Here is a 22,200-nt window from a genome sequence, read left to right as displayed (position 1 = left end):
ATTATAATTACAATGAAAAAAAATCAATTAGAAATAGCATGTTTTAATTACGAATCAGCCATAATAGCTCAGGAAAATGGTGCAGATCGAATTGAGTTATGCGAAAACATGAAACTTGGCGGAACAACTCCAAATTCAATCTTAGTCGTAAAAGTCCGCGAAAGCTTAAATATTAAAATGCATGTTATCATTAGACCTCGAGGCGGCGATTTTGTTTATTCTGATGAAGAGCTTGTAGAAATGAAACAAGACATTAAACAATATAAAAAACTGGGCGTTGACGGTTTTGTTTTTGGAATTTTAAAAGACAGCGGTAATATTAATAAAAGACAGAATAGGGAATTAGTGCATTTGGCACACCCGCTTCCGTGTACTTTTCACCGTGCTTTTGATGTTGTCAAAGATGTAGAAAAATCTCTTGAAGATATTATCGATTGCGGGTTTAAAACTATTTTAACTTCGGGACAAGCGATAAATGTAGAAGAAGGAATTTTGGCTTTGGAACGAATTCAGGATCTTGCTAAAAACAGAATCGAAATAATGCCGGGCGGCGGTTTGCGATCTTCAAATATTAAATTATTACAGGAACGATTAGATTTGACTTTTTACCATTCCTCTGCAATTACAAACAATTCAGAAACTGCAAATCCCGAAGAAATAAAAGAATTGAAAAATTTTCTATAGTATTTGCAAAAATAAAAAAGCCTGAAGCTGGCAAACTTCAGGCTTTTTTCTACAAGAAAATTATTTAAAAATATTAAAATTGATTCTAATAAAAGCAGTGATTAAAACATTCCGCCACCACCTTGATTAGTGTTTTCTTCTCTTTGTTTACGCTCTAATTTTTTGATTTTTGCTCCACCAAAGTTGTAAGTTAAACCTAAATAAACCGTTTGGCTTTCCCAGGTAAACTGACCAGTTTGAGGATAAGGATAAACACCGTCAAATGAATATTTCATTGTATTGAAAACATCATTAAAACGTACGCTGATATTCATCTTATTGTCTAACAATGTATAGCGTGAACCAATATCCATTTTGTACATTTCATTTCTATGTTGTTGAATTTCTTCAACTCCGCCTCTGTAAAATCCGAATAATAAAAAGCTTAAACGTTTTGTAGGTTTAAAGTTTGAGTTCATACGAGCATTAAATGCAGAAGTTGTTACGCTGCGTTCTAAAGGTGAACTTAATTTTGTTGCAGGATCATACTGGAAGACAACACCTTGTTGATTTATACTAGAAAAGTCAACAGAAGGCTGGATATCCCACCATTTAGTAATTTTATAGTTAGCAGAAATGTCAAAACCATAAGCGCTATTGTGATCGTAATTAGCAAAACTTAAGATTTGTTTGTAACCAGAAGCATCATTAGGATCTGGGCTTAAAGTTCTGCTTATTTGATCGTTAATACTTCTTACAAAAACTCCCGCAGTAATGCTTCCTTTTTCAAGAGTTTTAGTATAATTTACTTCAACAGAATTTGTAAACTGAGGTCTTAATTCTTGATTTCCGTATGAAGTTACTAATGGAGTAGAAAACTCACGAATAGGTTTTGTCTGCTCTAAACTTGGTCTGTCAACACGACGGCTGTAGCTTAATTGCAACACGTTTTTCTCATTTAAGTTATAAGTTAAATAAGCTGATGGATATAATGTAATATAGTCATCATCAAATTTTGTCTCACCATGATTTAAATTAGCAGCAACTTTATAACTCTCAAAACGAGTTCCTAACTGATAACTGAATTTTTTGAATTTCTGACCAAAAGTTACGTATGCAGAATAAATATCTGTATCATAAGTATAAATAGAATTACTAAATGCAGCATTGGTTGTGTTGTAAATATTGTCAGTTCTTGTAATTCTTGCCTCAGCACCTGCTTCAAGAGTAGTTTTGTCATTTAACGGATTTACGTAATCAACGTTTACTGTACCTAATTTTCTTTTATCATTAATATAATCAGAATATAAAAGAGAGTTGGCAGTATTATCCGGCTTAGTTGTTTTAGTGTCAAAACTTGCGTCCTGAGTTTCTCTGGTATTACTAAAGTTCCCTTCAAAATCTAAAGTATGACCTTCTTTTTTAAAGATATGTTTGTACGCTAAATTATAAGTTCCGGTTTCGTTTGGACCTTCGTATCTCGCTTTTTGGTAAATATTTTTAATATCCGGATCTCCGTTATTGTAATCAATATCTGTATTTACTAATCCAGTTCCTTTTGATTTATTTTGATTGGTATAAAATGATAAAGTATTGTGGTCATTGATTAAATAATCCATTCCAACTTTATACAAATAGTTATCATTGTCATTAGAAATATCTAATTTTTGAACCACATCCTGATCTAATCTTTTGATATGTCCATCGTTAAAATAAGTTCCAAAATTATTACCTGCATTTCCAAAGAAATTTACTTTTCCGGTTTTATAGTTTAAATCTAAAGACTGATTGTATTTTGCCGTTTCTCCAAAAGTAATACCACCGCTGTAACTTCCGTTAAAACCAGTATTAGCATTTTTATGTAAAATAATATTGATAATTCCAGACATTCCTTCCGGATTGTATTTTGCACTAGGATTTGTAATCAACTCAATTTTTTTGATCGAAGTTGAAGGAATTTGTTTCAATAACTGAGCAGGATCAATGTTAGAAGGTCTTCCGTCAATTAATACACGAACATTGTCATTTCCGCGAAGCGAAAGTTTTCCGTCCTGATCCACATTTACAGAAGGAATATTGCTCATAATATCTGATGCAGAAGCTCCGGCAGTTGTCAAATCTTTCCCGACAGTAATAACTTTTCGGTCAATTTTTTGTTCCATTGTCGAACGTTCAGCAACAATATTAACTCCTTTAAGCTGAGTTGCTTCTTCTTCAAGAGAAACATTTACAGTTGCAGATTTTTTATTATCGGCTAAAATTACAGAACCAATATATTTTCTAAATCCAATATATTGAATTTCGATAGTATAACTTTTTAGCGCTACGTTTTTAAAAGTAAAATCTCCGTTATCATCTGTATTAACGCCTGATACTACTTTTCCGTTTTCTTTAAGAGAAACCGTTGCGTAAGAAATTGGTGCATTGTTTGATTTTTCGGTAATTTTCCCCGTGACCGTTCCGGTATTCTGGGCTTGTGCTGTTGCAATTACCCCCAGTAATGCAAGCAGAAAGAATTTTAATTTCATAATGAGATAATGATTATTTGATTTGATTGATGATGAGGTTGTTTTTTTGTTTTTGTTTTGATTTTCTTTGCTTCAAATAAAATTTAAAGTCTCTATTAAGACTATTTTGTTGTCGATATGTTACATAAAAAGTAAAAAAAACTTTTTATTTTTTTGGGAAGTTCTGTTTTGTAGCAGGTTAGCGTTTTGATTTTTTGATAATTTTAACATTCAAAACAAAACGTTTTTTAAGAAATTCTAACAGGATTATATTATTTAATATGTTTTTCATTTTCTGTAATTGATGAATAAGCAGTATCTTTGCTCACTTTAAAAATAAGTTTACATGTCATTATCACAAATTCTTACACCTTCTATACAAAAAGCAATACAGGCATTATTTGACGTTTCTGTTGATAAAATCGAGTTTCAAACTACCAGAAAAGAGTTTGAAGGCGATATTACAATGGTAATTTTTCCTTTGTTAAAAGTGATCAAAAGCAATCCTGCCGAATTAGGAAATAAAATTGGAAACTACTTAGTTGAAAATGTTTCTGAAGTTGCTCGTTTCAATGTAGTTTCGGGGTTTTTGAATATTGTAATTTCGGATAGTTATTATCTGAATTTTTTCAATGAAATAAAAAATAATCAAAAGTTTGGATATGTAACACCAGATCCTGCCGATAAAGCAATTATGGTTGAATATTCTTCGCCAAACACCAATAAACCTTTACACTTAGGACACGTTCGTAACAATTTGTTAGGATATTCTGTTGCAGAAATTATTAAAGCATCTGGTAAAAAAGTATACAAAACACAGATTATCAACGATCGTGGAATCCATATTTGTAAATCGATGCTGGCGTGGGAGAAATTCGGAAACGGAGAAACTCCGGAAAGTTCAGATTTAAAAGGTGATAAATTAGTAGGTAAATATTATGTTGAGTTTGATAAAGCTTACAAAGCAGAAATCAACCAATTAATAGAAACCGGTAAAACCGAAGAAGAAGCAAAAAAACAAGCGCCAATTATTATTGAAGCGCAGGAAATGCTTAAGAAATGGGAAGCTGGAGATGAAGCTGTTATTGCACTTTGGAAAAAAATGAACCAATGGGTTTATGACGGTTTTGCAACTACTTACACTAATCTTGGAGTTAATTTTGATAAATATTATTACGAAAGCAATACTTATTTATTAGGTAAAGATGTTGTTCAGGTTGGTCTTGATAAAGGTGTTTTTGAAAAAGATCCGGATGGTTCTGTTTGGATTGATTTGACAGATGAAGGTCTTGATCGTAAAATTGTATTGCGTTCTGACGGAACTGCGGTTTATATGACACAGGATATTGGAACAGCAATTCAGCGTGTAAAAGATATGCCAGATGTTGGCGGAATGGTTTACACTGTTGGTAACGAGCAGGATTATCACTTTAAAGTTTTGTTTTTGATTCTGAAAAAATTGGGCTTTGACTGGGCTTCAAGTCTATATCATTTATCGTACGGAATGGTTGATTTACCTTCCGGAAAAATGAAAAGCCGTGAAGGAACAGTTGTAGATGCTGATGATTTAATGCAGGACATGACAGATACAGCCAAACAAATTTCTGAAGATCTAGGAAAATTAGACAGCTATTCTGCCGATGAAAAAGCAAAATTGTATAAAACAATTGGTCTTGGTGCTTTGAAATATTACATTTTAAAAGTGGATCCTAAAAAACGTATTCTGTTTAATCCCGAAGAATCTGTAGATTTTGCAGGAAATACAGGTCCGTTTATTCAATATACTTACGCCAGAATTCAATCCATTATCCGTAAAGCCGATTTTGATTTTTCTGAAAAAACAAATATTGAAGAGCTTCACGAAAAAGAAAAAGAACTGGTAAAACAAATCGAACTTTTCCCGGAAGTAATTCAAAATGCAGCACAAAATCATAGTCCGGCATTAATTGCAAACTATACTTATGATTTAGTAAAAGAATATAATTCGTTTTATCAATCTGTGCATATTTTAGGTGAAGTTGATTTGACAAAAAAGATTTTCAGAGTACAGCTTTCGCAGAAAGTTGCCGAAGTTATAAAATCTGCTTTTACGTTATTAGGAATTGAAGTTCCGGAAAGAATGTAAAAAATTTTTACAAGAATTTAAAAAAGCCGATAGTTTTAAACTATCGGCTTTTTGTTTTAGAATTGTTCACTAAAAGGATGAAAAATAATAAGATAAGACATATTTTAAGTTAAATATCGCTTTCGTATATGAATTAAAGATAATTCATGTTAATTTTGCGCTCGCAAATGGAGAATAATTAAATTTAATTGAATTAATTCACTGTTTATTAATTAGTTATCATCTATAAAAATAACGATTAGTTTCTCGGAATTTTATCTGCATATATGAAGATATTTTCCTTATAGCATTTTTATCTATTTTGAATTAGTACCTTTTTAGTAAGAATTATAAGGATTATCAACCGTCTAATTGAGTTTAGGCGGTTTTTTTATTTGTAAAAATTACACTACATTTTTTAATGTTAAAACGAAATAAAATCTTGTTAAAATTAATTTAATTTTATAAGTTGCGCCCCTTAATTCAAATAAACTATAATGAAAAGAAAAATTAAAGGGCTGTTAGTTCTGGTATTTGTTCTTACAACGCATTTATTTTTTGCGCAGGAAAGAACGATATCTGGGATTGTGGCGGACGCTGTTGGACCAATTCCGGGAGCAAATGTTGTTGTAAAAGGTACAAGTAATGGTGTACAATCTGATTTAGATGGAAAATATTTTATTAAAGCAAAGACTGGAGATGTTTTGGTTTTTTCTTACATGGGGATGAAGGATAATGTTGTAACAGTTGGAACAACGTCCGTAATTAATGCAAAGTTACAAGAAGATGGAAAGGAATTAGATGAAGTAGTTGTTGTGGCATATGGTACAGCTAAAAAAACTTCATATACAGGTTCAGCGACCCAAATTAAATCAGAACAATTAGAAAGCAGACCTTTAACAAACGCTCTTTCGGTTTTGGAAGGGTCTACATCAGGAGTTCAAATTCAAAGTTCAGGAGGTCAGCCGGGTTCAGCCCCGGAAATTAGAGTGCGCGGATTTAGTTCAATAAATGGTTCAAATACACCGCTATATATTGTAGATGGAGTTCCTTATGCTGGAGATATAAGCAATTTAAATTCAAGTGATATTGAAAGTTTAAGTGTTTTAAAAGATGCTTCTTCTACTTCACTTTATGGTTCCAAAGCTGCTAATGGAGTAATTATAATTACTACAAAAGCAGGAAAGTCAGCAAAAGATAAATTTACTTTAAACATGAGTACTGGTATAACTTCGCGTTCTATCAAAGACTATGATCGAGTTAATGCTTATGATTATTATCCTTTAGAATGGGAGGCAATCCGAAACAGTCGTCCTATGGCTACTCAGGCACAAATCGATGCAGCAAATACTTATGCTTCTTCTAGAGTTCCTGTTGTTTTGGTTACAAATCCTTTTAACGTGCCAAATAATAGTATAGTGGGTACAGATGGGAAATTGAACCCAGATGCGAAATTATTATATCCGCAGGATCTTGATTGGGCAAAACAATTAGAAAGAGCCGGAGTTCGTAAAAATGTTGATTTTTCCTATCAGGGAAAATCAGAAAAGTCCAATTATTTTGCTTCTCTAGGTTATCTAAATGAGGAAGGTTATATACAAAAGTCAGGTTTTGAAAGAACAACAGGACGATTAAATTTGAATACAAGTTTAAAAGAATGGTTTAAAACCGGAGTGAATATGTCTGGTGCTTTAACTAATTCTAAATTAGGAACCGATGGAGTAGAAAATAATGCTTCATTTAAAAACCCGTTTAGAACGATAAGAACAATGGGACCTATTTATCCTGTTTTTGATCATACTGAAAATGGAGATTATTTATTGGATGACAATGGTGATAAAGTTTATTCGACAGTCCGCGGTTCCGGTGCTTCTAATGGTCGAAACGTTGTATACGAAACACTAAACGATACCGATGTTGTAAAAGGACTGGCACTTTCTGCGAGAGCTTTCTTTGAAATTGATTTCACTAAAGATTTGAAATTCACAACAAATGCTTCTATTGATAAGTCGTATTCTAATAGAACTTACTCTTATAATACATTAATTGGAGATGGAGCACCTACAGGATTAATGGGAAAAGAAGATAAGATTTTAACGGGAATCACTTATAATCAATTACTGAATTATTCTAAAAAACTTGGAGCTCATTCTATTACAGCTTTATTAGGTCATGAAAGTTTTGACTACGAAAAAAACTGGACAAGCAGCAGCAAAACAGGGCAAGTCGCACCAAATATAATTGAGTTTGTTAATTATGCGACTACAACGGGTTTAACATCTTATACAAGAAATTATGCTACAGAATCTTATTTTTCAAGAATTGGCTATGATTATATGGACAAATACATATTTTCAGCATCATTGCGTAGAGATGGATCTTCAAAATTTGCCGAAAATAATCGCTGGGGTAATTTCTGGTCTTTAGGTGGAGCGTGGGTAATTTCTAAAGAAAATTTCATTAAAGATTATTCTTGGATTAATGACTTAAAATTGAGAGCTTCAATAGGAAAAGTTGGAAATGATTCTCATATAATAAGTGATACAAATGATTCTGGAACAAAAATAAAGGGATTAAACTATTACGTTAGTCAGCCTACTTATAGTTTAGGTTATGATAACGGAAGTGAAGGAGGTACTTTAATTTATGCATCTGCAGCACCTGACTTAAAATGGGAAGTTAATACTCAAAGAGATCTTGCATTAGAATTTGGATTATTTAAAAATAGACTAAAAGGAAGTGTTGAATATTACAATAGAAGCACCGACGGTCTTATTTTCGCTGTTCCAAATCCGTTATCTTCTGGTTTAGACTATAGAATGGAAAATATTGGTTCTATGGTTAACAAAGGAATTGAAGTAGCATTAGATGGAGTAATTCTTAAAACTAATGATTTCTCATGGAGTCTAAATATTAATGCATCTACAATTAATAATAAAATCACAAAACTTCCTCAGGGAGAAATTGTAGATGGAACCAAAAAACTTTCGGTAGGTCATTCAATTTATGATTATTGGCTAAGAGATTGGTATGGAGTAGACCCTGCTGACGGGTATGCATTATATGTAGTAGATCCAAAATTTGTAGCTTCTAATGATGCTACAGTAAGAGTTGTAAATGGAGTAAATGTAACTACAGATCAAAATAAAGCACTTTATCATTATGCTGGTTCAGCTATACCAGATTTGTTTGGAAGTTTTGGAAACACATTCAAATATAAAGGACTTCAGTTAGATGTTTTGTGTTCTTACCAAATTGGAGGGCAAATGTATGATAGTAATTATGCAGTATTAATGCATACTGGAAATAATTACGGTTCAGCTTTTAGTACTGATATTTTTAGAAGATGGCAGAAACCTGGAGATATTACGGATGTACCACGTTTGGATATCAACAGAAATACACAAGCAGCAGCTGTTTCTGACAGATGGCTAAAAGGTTCAGATTACTTAGCATTAAGACAAATCAATTTATCTTATAAAATGCCTTCTGAGTTTATATCAAAATTAGAAATCGACAATGCTTCTGTTTACATAAATGGAGAAAACTTAATGTTATTTACAAAACGCAAAGGAATGGATCCAACTCAAACTTTTGACGGAACTACACAAAATAGATATATACCTGCAAGAGTAATAACACTAGGTCTGAATTTAAATTTTTAACATCATGAAAACAAATTATATTAAAATGATAGCTGCCTTAATTGCAGTAACTGTTTTAGGATCTTGCTCTGACGATTTTTTAGATAAAAAGCCGACAGAATATGTAGATAATGCTGGGGCTACAACAACAACCGAAAACTTAATGACCCTGTTGAATGGAATTCACAGATCTTTATATAAAAATTACGAAGATCAAAGTCAGACTGGTTTAGGCGGTTTAATGCAGCAAACTGATATTGTTGGTGATGATGTAGTTTTTCCAATCACAAACGGTTGGTTTTTGCAAATATATAATTGGAGCTCGGTAAGTAATGAAAATTCTGTAGATCTTCGTTTTCCTTACAGGACTTATTACAGGATAATTCGAAATGCAAACACAATAATAAATGCAGCCGATTCGGCAGTTGGTACAACTGCTGATAAAAATATAGTAAAAGGTCAAGCACTATTATATCGCGCATTTTGTAACTTTCAATTAGTTCAGTTATTTGGTAAAAGATATGTAAACGGAGAAAATAATTCTCAACTAGGAGTTCCGATAGTTTTGACCGTTGGAAATGAAAAAAATCCTCGTTCGACAGTTGAAGAAGTATATGCGCAGATAAATAATGATTTAGATGAAGCCAATATTTTATTAGTTGGATATTCAAGACCAAATAATTCTCATTTAAATTTAAAAGTTGCTCAAGGATTAAAAGCTCGTGTAGCCTTGGCTCAGGGTAATTGGCAAATTGCTGCAGAATATGCTAATAAAGCTAAATCGGGGGCGACTTTAATGTCTATGGCCGATTATGTTGCCGGCTTTAATGATTATAACAATAAAGAATGGATGTGGGGAAGTCATATTAATGAAGTTCAAACGGAATATTTTGGAAATTTTGGAGCTTATATGTCTAGAAATTTCAGTTCAACAGTAATCCGTTCTTGTCCAAAAACAATTAACAGTAAGCTTTATGATATGATCCCGTCAACAGATGTTCGTTCTGCAATATTTGATAAAACTGGAAAACATACTGCATTAGCATTACCGTCAAATTTTGCCAAATTTCCATATACAAGTCAAAAATTCCTGGCTATAGATGCCGGAGATAGTAGATGTGATGTTCCTTATATGCGTGCTGCTGAAATGTATTTAATAGAAGCTGAAGCAAAAGCAAGATTGGGAGAAGCAGATGCAGCCAAGATACTTTTTGATTTTGAAGTAACAAGAAATCCTTCTTATGCTTTATCAACTAATAGCGGACAAGCTTTAATTGATGAAATATTATTACAAAGAAGAATTGAATTATGGGGTGAAGGATTTAGATTTTTTGATTTGAAACGTAATAACTTACCATTAGACAGAACAGGAGCAAATCATGATTCAGGTTTAGTAAATGGAGTTTTATATGTAGCTCCTACAGATAAAAGATGGCAGTGGCTTATTCCTAAAGATGAAATCAATGCCAATCCTTTAATTGAGCAAAATGAATTGTAATTGGTTATAGATGTAACGTCTATGTTTTTAGTGATATTATAAAAAAAGCCGGTAATCTCAAAATTACCGGCTTTTTTACAACTAACACAAACATTTTTTATTTTACAAATTTGTCGATAATTGCATCAGATTCTGCTTTTGTTGCAGTTGGTTTTAAATCAAACAAAAGAGAATAAAGCGCTTTTCTATCAACTTTAGCTTCTAAGTTTAAGTCTTTATGTCTGTCGAAAAGAGTCTGCCATTTGTCACGAACATTTTTCCAAAGAACATTATTTTCTTTCCACCATTTTTGAGCAGCAATACATTTAATATCTGGAACTTTAGTATAAACATCAAATCCTTTTTCCTGTGCTAACAAAACATCTTTTCCAGCATCGTCACGGATAAGTTTATCATTATCTTGCTCATGATTCCACCCTGTAGCAGTGATTTCGTGAATATTTCTTCTTTTTAAAACATTATAGTCATTACGTTTTGTCTGCTCTCTTCTTGGAAGCGGCGCATCAGCAACGTTTGTCCAGTAATCTTGTCCGTCAACATGTACCCAAGTTGAAGATCCTTCATATCTTGGACTGTCATCTACTTGATATACTTTTTGAGTCCACTGCCCTTTAACAGCTTTTTTGTCAAGCTTTTTATATTTCCAGGATGTTCCTTTATCAAAAGAATATAAGTCTGTGTTTTCAAATAACCAATCTTGTCTCCAGTGTTTGATAATCATATCATCACTTACGATTAATAAGTGCTGCATAACAATTTTGTTTGGAGTATCTTCTAACAATTCTACCCATTCTAAAGCAGATTCATGTTTAGTCTGTGAAGGTTTGTATGTAGCCGAATCTTTAGCATATTGAAAAGTTTCTGCAAAGTTGAACTTCACTTCATAACAACCACACATAGATTTAATTGATTTTATGTCTTGTTGTTTCTTGTCCTGACTAAAACCAAGACCACATGTCAAAGCCATAATGGCTGATAAATAAAGGCTTTTTGAAATCATAACTTATTATTTGTTTTTAATTTTTGCAAATATATAAATTTTATTTAGAACAATTAAAAATAGTTATATATTTGCATCGATTATTAAGACTGAATAAAAATAATGAAAATAAAATTATCCCTTTTTGCTGTATTAACTTTCTGTCAAATCTCATTTGCACAGCAAAAAGATACTATTGCGTCTCAAGAAAAACTATCTGAAGTGGTTGTAACTGGTCAGTTTGAACCACAATCAATAAAGAAATCAGTATTTAATGTTCGGGTGATATCAAATCAGGATATTCAAAATTTAGCTGCGAATAATTTAGGAGACGTTTTAAATCAATATTTAAATATTACAGTAAGACCGAGCAGTACAAGCGGGCGTTCTACGGTTTCTTTATTTGGATTAGACGCACAATATTTTAAAATTTTGGTAGATAACATTCCATTGGTTAATGAGGGAGGTCTGGGAAATAACACAGATTTATCGCAAATTAACCTTAATGATGTTGATCATATTGAAATTGTTGAAGGTTCAATGGGAGTAAGTTATGGAGCAAATGCTGTAAGTGGTGTTTTAAATATAATTACAAAAAAATCTTCAAAATATAAATGGAATATAAACGCAGCTGTTCAGGAAGAAACGGTTAATAATGAATATTCTCTTTTTGAAAAAGGGCGTCATATTCAATCTTTACGCGTTGCACATACATTCAGCAAAAAATGGTTTGTAAGTGCTGGGGTAAATAGAAACGATTTTCAAGGATATTTAGCAGATAAAAATGGAAAAGATTATCTTGAAAATGATACTACAAGAGGCTACAGCTGGCTGCCAAAAGATCAATTAAACGGAAGTGCGTTAATATCTTATCACAAAGATAATTTTAGATTTTTCTATAAATTCGAATATTTAGATGAAAATGTAGACTATTATAATAGTACGGTACAATCAAATTTTACTCCTGAATTAGGTTCTTATCGTTACGCTTTTGATAAAAGATATTTTACTAATAGATATTTTCACAATTTAAATGCTACTGGAACATTGTTTTCACAATTAAATTACAACATATCTGTTTCTCACCAAAAACAACAGCGTGAAGTAGAAGATTTTGAATATTATTTATATACAAAAAAAGAAGACAAAAATGTTACTATAAAAGACCAGTCTATGGAAGTTCTTTCTTCCACAGGAACCATAAATAATTTTTTCTCGGATAAAACTGTTGACCTGCAATTAGGCTATGAGTTTGTAAATAATAATGGTTTTGCACTAGTTCAAGAGCCAAATAATAATACTTCTGCAGTACATAAAAAACTTGAAAATTATGACTTTTTTGCTTCGTCGGAAATTATGGCTACTGACCGATTTTCAATTAAACCAGGATTAAGATTTTCTGCACAATCAAAATTTAAAAATCAGTATGCATCTTCTATTGGTCTTAGATATTTATTTGATAAAGGACTTGAAGTTAGAGGCTCTTATGGTACAGGTTTTAGAACACCAAATTTTGACGAATTATATTCAAAACAAATTTTTGACGGGCATTTTTTTGTTGGGAACGAAAATTTAATACCGGAAACCAGTACTTCTTATGAAGCGAGTGTTAAAAAATTTACTTCATTTTCTTCAGGAGTACAGCTTTCAAATACCATTGCCGGAAGTTACCTGGATGTAAACGACAGAATTGATATGGCGTATGTAAGAGATAATCCAGATACAGGAAGCCCGGAATATCAATATATAAACATTAGCAAATACAGAATGTGGAATTTTTCTGCGACGAACCAGTTAAAAATAGATAACTTGACAGTTAATATTGGTGCCGCATTTATAGGTGTTTCACAAAAAATAGACAATGCAAAATTTGTTTCAGATGATCAATTTCTGTATTCATTTAATCTAAATGCTAGTGCTTCTTATACAGTTCCAAAATGGAAAACAATAATTTCTGGATATTATAAATACAACGGAAAAAGCCAACAGTTTGTAGAAGGAAATTCTGCATATATCATTTCTGAAATCGATCCAAGCAGCTGGTTGGATGCATCAATCAGACAAAACTTTTTTAAAGATCACTTTGAAGTAACCCTAGGGGCAAGAAATATCTTAGATGTAACCAATGTAAATCAATCTAGAACAAATGAAGGAGCCGGACATGCCACATCATCAAATTTATTGCTTGCATACGGGCGTTCTTACTTTTTAAAATTAGCATATAACCTTAATCTTTAATATAAAACAGAAATAAAATGAAAAAATTATTATTACTATCATTCGCGTTCTTATCTCTTGCATCTTGTTCAAGTGATGATGATAATACTCCAGACGTTGAAATTCCAACAGTTGGAGCAACGTTACAGCCAGCAGTAGGTGGGGCAAATCAACCAAACCAAGTTTATCTTGATTTAAGTTCTGAAGAATCTAAATCAGTAAATAGAGCTGCTTGGGATTTTGGATTTTCTACAGGTTCAGAATTTAGAGTGGTAATCAATGGATCTCTAAAAATGGCAGTAAAAAAATTAGCAACTTCTGATATTACTTTACCACAGGAAAGCGATTCTGATGTAGCAGTTGGAGCAGGAACTACAGCAGCTTCAAATGGATATGTTGATAACCCAACTGGTGTTTTAGCAGGTGCAGGTGCAGGAATTGGAACTGCAATTGCAGAAATTTCAGCTACAGATGCTGACAATAAAGTTTATTTAGTAAATCTAGGATTTGCAGTTTCTACAACTAAACCTGCAACAGGTTCAGTTAGTGTTGATGGAGATGCAAGAGGATGGAAAAAAGTTAGAATTTTGAGAAGCGGAAATGGATATAAAATTCAATATGCTGATTTAGCTTCTGCTACTTTTACAGAAAAAGTTATTGCTAAAGATGCTGATTTTAACTTTACATTTTTCAGTTTAACAACAGGAAATACAGTTTCTGTTGAGCCTCAAAAAGCAAAATGGGATTTAAACTTTACGGTATTTACTAATTATTTAAATGCAGGAACTGAAGTTACTTACGGATATTCTGACTTTATCACAACAAATGCAAAAGCTGGAACTAAAGCTTACCAAGTTTTAGTTGCTGATGGTGTTGCTTATGCAGATTTTACAAAAGCTAAAGTTGTAGAAGCTAATTTTACAGTTTCTGCTACAGATCAAAGAATAATTGGTGCTAACTGGAGAAGTGGTGGTGGACCAAACACTTTACCAAGTATCAGAACAGATCGTTTTTATGTTGTGAAAGATGCTGCAGGAAATTATTATAAAGTTAAATTCTTAGGAATGACAAATGCTGCAGGAGAAAGAGGATATCCAACTTTGGAATACGCTATCTTGAAATAACATTATGAAAAATCTAAAGATTATAAAGATTATTTCATTCTAGGTTATGATGTTTTAACATCAAAAATTTAGTTAATCATTAGCTTTGTTTTTTTTATTTTTTTTTGATTTAGAGGTTAGATTTATCTAACCTCTTTTTTTTATTTCTTTATTATTAAAAATGAATGTTTAATTCTATCTTTGTCTACATTTATCCATTACGAATTAATAGGAATTTTACAACAATTTTAAATATTCGTAGTTATTTCTTTAAATTTAATTTATTAAGTGAATACTAAGTCATATTTCTTTCAATCTTTCGCAATCGTAGCATTAGCATTTGTTGCTTTTATTGGTTTTAAACAAATCTTACCAGATAAAATATTTTCTGATAGTAAAGTAGATTCCAAAAATGTACTTATAGACAGTCTGCTTCTGGAATCAGTAGCAAAAGATTCATTGTCACTAAAAAGTGACAGCATCGAAGAAAGCGAGCGCAGATTAGGCGAGCAGAAAATTGTTTACGATGCTTCAGAAGGAATCGAATTCCCATCTGAAACTTTCGATAATTACAAAGGATATCAATACCTGATTTCTTTTTACGAAAAATTATATCAATTAGAACAGAATCCGCAAAGGCATGTTAGAATCGCTTATTACGGAGATTCTATGACCGATGGAGATTTAATTGTTCAGGATGTGCGTAACAATTATCAGGACCGTTTTGGCGGAAACGGAGTTGGTTTCGTATCCATAACTTCAGAATCTGCAGCGTCAAGAGGTTCTGTTAAAGCCACCTATTCTAAAAACTGGAAAACACAATCATATTTAAATGTAAAAAGACCCGCAAGTCCTTTTGGTGTAAACGGACATGTGTTTTTTGCAAATGACCAGACAAACCCAACCTGGGTTCAGTATGAAGCAGGACTTCCAAAACATACAACGACTTTAGATAATCCAACCTTATTTTATGGAAGATCATCTAAAAGAGGAAACGTAAATTTCATTATAGGAAAAGATACCTTGAAAAAAAGCCTTACTCCAAACAACTTAGTAAACACTTTAAAAGTTACTTCGGGAAGTATAAAAGCATTCAAAGCAAACTTTATTCATGCCGATTCAATTCCAATTTACGGATTTAATTTTGATAACGGAATTGGTGTTCACGTTGATAATTTCTCTCAAAGAGGAAATTCAGGACTGCCAATTTCTATGTTTGATGCTAGTGTAATGCAGGCTTTTGATAACAACCTGAAATACGATTTAATTGTACTTCACTACGGAACTAACGTTTTGAATTACGGAACAAAAAACTATTTCTGGTACGAAAAAGGAATGACAAAAACGGTAAATAAAATAAAAGAATCATTTCCGGGAGTTTCTATTTTAATTGTTTCAACAGCAGATAAATCGACTAAATATGATTTAGAAATGAAAACAGATTCTGCAGTTGTTCCTTTAATGAAAGCACAGAAAAAGTATGCTTTAGAAACCGAATCAGGATTTGTGAATTTATATACCTTAATGGGCGGTGACGGATCGATGGTAAAATGGGTAGATGAATCTCCTGCAAAAGCCAATAAAGATTACACACATTTTAACCAAAGAGGCGCAAAAGCAATTGGTAATTTGTTATACAGTCAGTTAAATAACGGATACGAACAATATAAAATTTTACGTCAAAAACGTGAAACAGGCGTTAGACCTAAAGCGATTAGAAAACCCAAAGCAGATTCCGTCTCTGTAGAAAAAGATAGCGTAAATGAATAAACTTATTATTTTCTTTTGTTGTCTGTTTTTCTCAACAAATGATAAACCGCAAAATCCAGTTTCACCTCCAATAACTAAAAATATGGTTAGTAAAGTCGATTCAACAACAGTTGAATCTTTCAACGGAAATAATATTTACAATGCGAAAGCTTTAGAAAGTTTTTTTAAGAAATTAAAAGACAATGAAAGCGATAACAATCAAAAAATAAATATTGTTCATATTGGAGATTCTCACATTCAGGGAGATTTAATGACCAATGAAATCAGGAAAAATCTGCAAAGAAAATTTGGAAATGCCGGCCGGGGATTAGTTTTTCCTTACCAATTGGCTAAAACAAACGGATCTTACAACGAGCGTTTTCGCTGCAACAGAGTTTGGGAAACGTATCGAAATATTTATCCGGTTAGAAATTATCCTGTTGGTTTAAGCGGAATTGGACTTTGGAGAGATTCCGGCGGATTTGTTTTAGAACTGAATATTAAAGATCCGGTATATAAGTTCAATTCAATAAAAATAATAACACCTCAAAATGAAGACATGTTTGATTTGTCAACAGCATCTCAAACCAAATTTATTGAAACAGCAGAACCTAAAATAATCAAGCATAAAATTAAAAAAGGAGAAGCAATCTCTGTAATTGCAGATAAATACAATGTTTCGATTGCTGAAATAAAAAGAGCAAATTCGCTAAAATCAAACAACATTCGAGCAGGAAGAATATTGAGAATTCCAACAAACGAAACACAGTCAAGAAATATAAAAACATCCGAATATGTTTCTTTAAACATGGAATCTGATTCGTATTCACATTATTATAATTCAGAAAAAGCGTTAGATAAAATTTATTTGATTCCGAATAAAAAAGCTTCAAAATTTGAACTAAACGGAATTGTTTTAGAAAAAGATGCGCCGGGATTAATTTACAGCGGAATTGGAGTAAACGGAGCAAAATATTCAGATTATAATAAATATCCGTTGTTTTTTGAGCAGTTAAAAGCTTTGCATCCGGATATGTTGGTATTTTCACTCGGAACAAATGAAAGTTACGAAAAACTGGAATCGGGAAATTACATCAAACAGTTAAGAGAATTTATAAGCAACATAAAAGCGCAGAATATAAATGTTCCAATAATTGTAATGACACCGCCGCCGTCTCTGCTTAGAAAAAGACCGAATACATTCATTCAAGATTACACCAAGCAAATTATTGAAATCGCACAAACTGATGGTTTTGCCGTTTGGGATTTATATGATGAATTTGGCGGAATGGAAGGAATTCGAAATCTAAAATCGGCAAAATTAATTGGACCGGATTGGGTTCATTATTCTAAAAAAGGATACGAAAAACAAGGAAATTTGTTTTCAGAGGCATTTTTAAAAGCATACGATAATTTTAAATTAAAGAAGTAAGTTGATAACAATAGATAACATCAATAATTGGTTCATCCAAAATTTTGGTGCAATTACAATAGAACAAGTTAAAAGCTGGTTTGTTTATAATCCAGACGAAAAACTATTATTTAATACAGGTTTATTCTTAGGATTATTTCTGGTTTTTTATTTTGTGTATGGCTTTTTACGCAAAACATTTTATTTAAGATTAACGTACGTTATTCTCTTCTCGCTTTTCTTTTATTATAAGTCAAGCGGAATTTACTTTTTGCTGTTATTACTTTCTTCAGTTGTAGATTATGGCTTGAGCCAAATTATCTATAAAGAAACAAAAGTCGCTACCAAGAAAATATATTTGGTAATAAGTGTAATCCTGAATTTGGGATTATTAGGTTATTTCAAATACATGAATTTCATGATTGGAACATATAACGATATGTTCAACGGACATTTTAAATTTCATGATATTTTCCTTCCTGTCGGAATTTCATTCTACACTTTCCAATCGATGAGTTACATTATCGAGATTTACCGTGAAGAAATTAAACCAACGAAAAACTACATTGAATATTTATTTTTCGTTTCGTTTTTCCCGCAGTTAGTTGCCGGGCCAATCGTGCGCGCAAAAGATTTTCTGCCGCAGATTTATCAAAAACTAAACTTAACAAGACAAGATGTAAACAATGCCTTGTTTTTGATTATTGGTGGATTAATTAAGAAAACAGTAATATCAAATTATATCTCAATAAACTTTGTAGATCGCGTTTTTGATACGCCTTTAAATTACACTTCATTCGAAAATTTAATGGCATCTTACGGATATGCTATCCAGATTTATTGCGACTTTTCAGGATATTCAGATATGGCAATCGGTATTGCTTTATTATTAGGATTCAAATTACCAGCCAACTTTAGAACGCCATATAAATCAACTTCGATTACAGATTTCTGGAGAAGATGGCACATTTCACTTTCAACCTGGTTAAAAGATTTCTTATACATTTCTATAGGAGGAAACAGAGAAGGTTCATTCGCAGGATTTTTATTCCCAAGTTTATTCTTCTTCGGATTATTACTTTGGGGAATTACGAGTTACAATACAAGTATAATTCCGTTGATTATTGCATCCATTTCAATTGCATTATTTTGTTTGTCATTTCTGCTTTCCAGCAAAAAGAAACAAACTTTAGTAACCAATCTAAACCTTTTTACCACAATGCTTTTAGGCGGATTGTGGCACGGAGCGGGAGCACAATTTATTGTTTGGGGAGCTTTACACGGATTAGCTTTAGCGGTTCACAAAATTTTCCTTGAATTCTTCCCTTCTAAAAAAGACGGAAAAAGTAATTTCTTATGGAGATTTTTCTCGATTCTAATTACATTCCATTTTGTAGTTTTCTGCTGGATCTTTTTCCGTGCCAGAGATTTCGAAACAGCGCTACAAGTAATCAATAATATTGGTCAGTTAACTTTCGAACCGCAAAACTGGAAAGCCATAGTTTTAGGATATAAAAATGTGTTCTTATTAATGTTATTCGGATATGTTTGGCATTTTTTACCAGAAGTTATCACTGACAAAATGAAATTGGTTTTCGATAAAACACCATTACTAATAAAAGCAACAATTCTCGGCTTCGTTTACTGGATCGTTTACGCAACAGCAGTTGCCGGTTCACAGCCGTTCATATATTTCCAATTTTAAAATATAGCCACAAAGACACTAAGGCGCAAAGATTTTTATTCTTTGCGCTTTTTTATTTATAGCCACAGATTAAAAGGATTAAAAAGATTTTTAAAATCTGCATGAAATAAAAACTTTGTGCCTTAGTGTCTTTGTGGCAAAACAACACACCTTCGTGGCAAAATTGCACATAAATAAAAATTGCCTGAAATATCTAATTAGATTATCTTTGCACTTCAAATAAAGAAAATAGTATGTTTGATAATTTAAGTGATAAGTTAGATAAAGCGTTCCATATATTAAAAGGACACGGTAAAATTACAGAAGTAAACGTTGCCGATACCTTAAAAGAAGTTCGTCGTGCCTTACTTGATGCCGATGTTAACTTTAAAATTGCTAAAGATTTTACAACCAAAGTAAAAGAAAAAGCAATTGGTCAGGACGTTTTAACAACGCTTCAGCCAGGACAATTATTGGTGAAGCTGGTAAAAGATGAGCTGACAGAATTAATGGGAGGTGATGTTGCCGGAATTAATTTATCTGGAAATCCAAGCGTTATATTAATGTCTGGACTTCAAGGTTCTGGTAAAACTACTTTCTCAGGAAAATTAGCCAACTTCTTAAAAACAAAGAAAAATAAAAAACCACTTCTTGTAGCGTGTGATATCTACCGTCCGGCGGCGATCAATCAGTTACACGTTGTTGGAGATCAAATAGGTGTTGAGGTTTACTCAGAACCAGAAAATAAAAATCCTGTTGAGATTGCACAAAACGCGATCAAACACGCAAAAGCAAACGGTTTCAATGTAGTTATTGTCGATACTGCAGGACGTTTAGCAGTAGATCAGGAAATGATGGACGAAATAGCACGCGTTCACAAAGCAATTCAGCCGCAAGAAACATTGTTCGTTGTCGACTCTATGACAGGACAAGATGCTGTAAATACAGCAAAAGCTTTCAACGATATTTTAAATTTTGATGGAGTTATCTTAACGAAATTAGATGGTGATACTCGTGGTGGAGCAGCAATCTCAATTAAATCGGTTGTAAATAAACCAATCAAATTTGTAGGTACAGGCGAGAAGATGGAAGCAATTGATGTTTTCTATCCAGATCGTATGGCTGAGCGTATTTTAGGTATGGGAGACGTTGTGTCGCTTGTAGAAAGAGCTCAGGAACAATTTGATGAAGAAGAAGCAAGAAAACTTCAAAAGAAAATCGCTAAAAACGAATTCGGTTTTGACGACTTCCTAACACAGATTCAGCAAGTAAAGAAAATGGGTAATATGAAAGACTTGGTAGGAATGATACCAGGAGCTTCAAAAGCCATGAAAGATGTAGAAATAGAAGATGATGCTTTTAAACATATTGAAGCAATCATTCACTCCATGACACCGGGAGAAAGAAGCAAACCGGCCATAATCGACGTAAAAAGAAAAGCCAGAATCGCAAAAGGTTCCGGAACGAAAGTCGAGCAGGTAAATCAGTTAATGAAGCAGTTTGACCAAATGAGCAAGATGATGAAAATGATGCAAGGTCCGGGCGGAAAAAACCTGATGAAAATGATGGGAGGCATGAAAGGAATGCCAGGAGGAATGCCGAGATAATAAAACAAAAAAAGTTTCAAGTTTAAGGTTTCAAGTTAAGAAGCCAAGACTTGAAACTTTTTTGATTACATAATATTTAAGTTTCACAAGTAACGTGAAACATGAAACTTTAAACCTGAAACAATACAAATGCAACTACTAGACGGTAAAAAAACATCTAACGACATTAAAAACGAAATTGCAGTCGAAGTTCAATCCATAAAAGCAGCCGGAGGAAAAGTACCTAATTTAGCCGCAGTTTTAGTTGGAACAAACGGAGCAAGTTTAACTTACGTAGGAAGTAAAGTGAAATCATGTCAGGAAATCGGATTTGATTCAACTTTAGTAAGTCTGCCGGAAACAATTACCGAAGATGAACTGCTTGCTAAAATTAAAGAACTAAACGAAGATGATAATCTGGACGGATATATCGTACAGCTTCCTTTACCAAAACACATCGACGAGCAAAAAATATTATTGGCAATCGATCCAGATAAAGACGTAGACGGATTTCACCCGACTAACTTTGGAAGAATGGCATTGGAAATGGAAAGTTTTATTCCGGCAACACCATTCGGAATTATGGAATTGTTAGAACGCTACAAAGTAGAAACTTCAGGAAAACATACCGTAGTGATTGGAAGAAGCCATATCGTAGGCCGACCAATGAGTATCTTAATGAGCCGCAAAGGTAACCCGGGAGATTCGACAGTTACCTTAACACACAGCCGTACTAAAAACTTAGAAGAATACACTAAAAATGCTGACATTATTATTACAGCTTTAGGAGTTCCTGAATTTTTAAAAGCTGATATGGTAAAAGAAGGAGTAACGATCATCGACGTTGGAATTACTCGTGTAGATGACGCATCAAACCCAAAAGGTTACGTTATAAAAGGTGACGTTGATTTTGACGGAGTAAGCAAAAAAGCAGCATTTATTACACCAGTTCCGGGTGGAGTAGGGCCAATGACAATTGCTATGTTGTTGAAAAATACTCTTTTAGCACGCAAAATGAGAAGTGCAAAAAAATAAGCCAAAAAAGAATGAAAAAT

At 32.7% G+C, this 22,200-nt stretch carries 13 protein-coding genes; 11 read left to right on the top strand and 2 right to left on the bottom strand.

The window, feature by feature from the left end:
- The first annotated feature begins 12 nt into the window (after window positions 1–12).
- The gene (locus NLJ00_RS01580; protein WP_180860784.1) at window positions 13–684 is read left to right on the top strand and encodes a copper homeostasis protein CutC; all 672 of its coding nucleotides are present in this window, start codon (window positions 13–15) and stop codon (window positions 682–684) included.
- A gap of 101 nt (window positions 685–785) precedes the next feature.
- Here the strand turns inward: NLJ00_RS01580 and NLJ00_RS01575 are convergent, their stop codons facing one another.
- On the bottom strand, window positions 786–3,191 hold the full coding sequence (locus NLJ00_RS01575) for a TonB-dependent receptor domain-containing protein (RefSeq protein WP_053472437.1): 2,406 nt from the start codon (window positions 3,189–3,191) through the stop codon (window positions 786–788).
- 325 nt (window positions 3,192–3,516) lie between these two features.
- Between NLJ00_RS01575 and argS the strand changes: the two genes are divergently transcribed.
- The 3 genes from argS to NLJ00_RS01560 all read left to right on the top strand — a co-directional run bounded on the left by argS (window position 3,517) and on the right by NLJ00_RS01560 (window position 10,416).
- Window positions 3,517–5,295, top strand: coding sequence for an arginine--tRNA ligase (gene argS, locus NLJ00_RS01570; RefSeq protein WP_180860781.1), 1,779 nt, complete (start codon window positions 3,517–3,519; stop codon window positions 5,293–5,295).
- A 476-nt stretch (window positions 5,296–5,771) separates the two neighbouring features.
- Window positions 5,772–8,939, top strand: coding sequence for a SusC/RagA family TonB-linked outer membrane protein (locus NLJ00_RS01565; protein WP_256636037.1), 3,168 nt, complete (start codon window positions 5,772–5,774; stop codon window positions 8,937–8,939).
- Between the two features lie 4 nt (window positions 8,940–8,943).
- Window positions 8,944–10,416, top strand: a complete 1,473-nt coding sequence (locus tag NLJ00_RS01560) for a RagB/SusD family nutrient uptake outer membrane protein (protein ID WP_256636036.1) — start codon at window positions 8,944–8,946, stop codon at window positions 10,414–10,416.
- 97 nt (window positions 10,417–10,513) lie between these two features.
- Here NLJ00_RS01560 and NLJ00_RS01555 read toward each other — a convergent pair whose 3' ends face one another.
- The gene (locus NLJ00_RS01555) at window positions 10,514–11,416 is read right to left on the bottom strand and encodes a DUF6607 family protein (RefSeq protein WP_256636035.1); all 903 of its coding nucleotides are present in this window, start codon (window positions 11,414–11,416) and stop codon (window positions 10,514–10,516) included.
- A 102-nt stretch (window positions 11,417–11,518) separates the two neighbouring features.
- Between NLJ00_RS01555 and NLJ00_RS01550 the strand changes: the two genes are divergently transcribed.
- From NLJ00_RS01550 to NLJ00_RS01520, 7 genes are all read left to right on the top strand, one after another.
- The gene (locus tag NLJ00_RS01550) at window positions 11,519–13,633 is read left to right on the top strand and encodes a TonB-dependent receptor plug domain-containing protein (RefSeq protein WP_256636034.1); all 2,115 of its coding nucleotides are present in this window, start codon (window positions 11,519–11,521) and stop codon (window positions 13,631–13,633) included.
- Between the two features lie 17 nt (window positions 13,634–13,650).
- Window positions 13,651–14,736 carry an HmuY family protein gene (locus NLJ00_RS01545; protein WP_256636033.1) on the top strand — a complete coding sequence of 362 codons (1,086 nt, stop codon included), beginning with the start codon at window positions 13,651–13,653 and terminating at the stop codon, window positions 14,734–14,736.
- 267 nt (window positions 14,737–15,003) lie between these two features.
- Window positions 15,004–16,485 (top strand): SGNH/GDSL hydrolase family protein, encoded by a 1,482-nt coding sequence (locus tag NLJ00_RS01540; RefSeq protein ID WP_180860767.1) that lies wholly within the window; start codon window positions 15,004–15,006, stop codon window positions 16,483–16,485.
- Window positions 16,478–17,896, top strand: coding sequence for a GDSL-type esterase/lipase family protein (locus NLJ00_RS01535; RefSeq protein WP_256636032.1), 1,419 nt, complete (start codon window positions 16,478–16,480; stop codon window positions 17,894–17,896). Before NLJ00_RS01540 ends, NLJ00_RS01535 begins: the two co-directional genes overlap by 8 nt.
- Before the next feature lies 1 nt (window position 17,897).
- Complete coding sequence (locus NLJ00_RS01530) at window positions 17,898–19,580, top strand: MBOAT family O-acyltransferase (RefSeq protein WP_256636031.1); 1,683 nt, start codon at window positions 17,898–17,900, stop codon at window positions 19,578–19,580.
- 233 nt (window positions 19,581–19,813) lie between these two features.
- Complete coding sequence (gene ffh, locus NLJ00_RS01525) at window positions 19,814–21,166, top strand: signal recognition particle protein (protein ID WP_180860761.1); 1,353 nt, start codon at window positions 19,814–19,816, stop codon at window positions 21,164–21,166.
- A 129-nt stretch (window positions 21,167–21,295) separates the two neighbouring features.
- A complete protein-coding gene (locus NLJ00_RS01520; RefSeq protein ID WP_256636030.1) occupies window positions 21,296–22,180 on the top strand; it encodes a bifunctional 5,10-methylenetetrahydrofolate dehydrogenase/5,10-methenyltetrahydrofolate cyclohydrolase in 885 nt (294 codons plus the stop codon).
- Window positions 22,181–22,200 lie beyond the last annotated feature (20 nt).

It is taken from the genome of Flavobacterium panici (assembly GCF_024499525.1).
Classification (GTDB): Bacteria; Bacteroidota; Bacteroidia; order Flavobacteriales; family Flavobacteriaceae; genus Flavobacterium; species Flavobacterium panici.
Note: the sequence above shows the minus strand (reverse complement) of the source record. Positions and strands in the feature narration are given on the sequence as shown.

What these genes read in the sequence shown, in the direction of transcription:
- ffh (WP_180860761.1), top strand. Translation starts at nt 19,814, where the DNA reads ATGTTTGATAATTTAAGTGATAAGTTAGATAAAGCGTTCCATATATTA.
- NLJ00_RS01560 (WP_256636036.1), top strand. Translation starts at nt 8,944, where the DNA reads ATGAAAACAAATTATATTAAAATGATAGCTGCCTTAATTGCAGTAACT.
- NLJ00_RS01555 (WP_256636035.1), bottom strand. Translation starts at nt 11,416, where the DNA reads ATGATTTCAAAAAGCCTTTATTTATCAGCCATTATGGCTTTGACATGT.
- NLJ00_RS01520 (WP_256636030.1), top strand. Translation starts at nt 21,296, where the DNA reads ATGCAACTACTAGACGGTAAAAAAACATCTAACGACATTAAAAACGAA.
- NLJ00_RS01575 (WP_053472437.1), bottom strand. Translation starts at nt 3,191, where the DNA reads ATGAAATTAAAATTCTTTCTGCTTGCATTACTGGGGGTAATTGCAACA.
- argS (WP_180860781.1), top strand. Translation starts at nt 3,517, where the DNA reads ATGTCATTATCACAAATTCTTACACCTTCTATACAAAAAGCAATACAG.
- NLJ00_RS01565 (WP_256636037.1), top strand. Translation starts at nt 5,772, where the DNA reads ATGAAAAGAAAAATTAAAGGGCTGTTAGTTCTGGTATTTGTTCTTACA.
- NLJ00_RS01535 (WP_256636032.1), top strand. Translation starts at nt 16,478, where the DNA reads ATGAATAAACTTATTATTTTCTTTTGTTGTCTGTTTTTCTCAACAAAT.
- NLJ00_RS01580 (WP_180860784.1), top strand. Translation starts at nt 13, where the DNA reads ATGAAAAAAAATCAATTAGAAATAGCATGTTTTAATTACGAATCAGCC.
- NLJ00_RS01550 (WP_256636034.1), top strand. Translation starts at nt 11,519, where the DNA reads ATGAAAATAAAATTATCCCTTTTTGCTGTATTAACTTTCTGTCAAATC.
- NLJ00_RS01545 (WP_256636033.1), top strand. Translation starts at nt 13,651, where the DNA reads ATGAAAAAATTATTATTACTATCATTCGCGTTCTTATCTCTTGCATCT.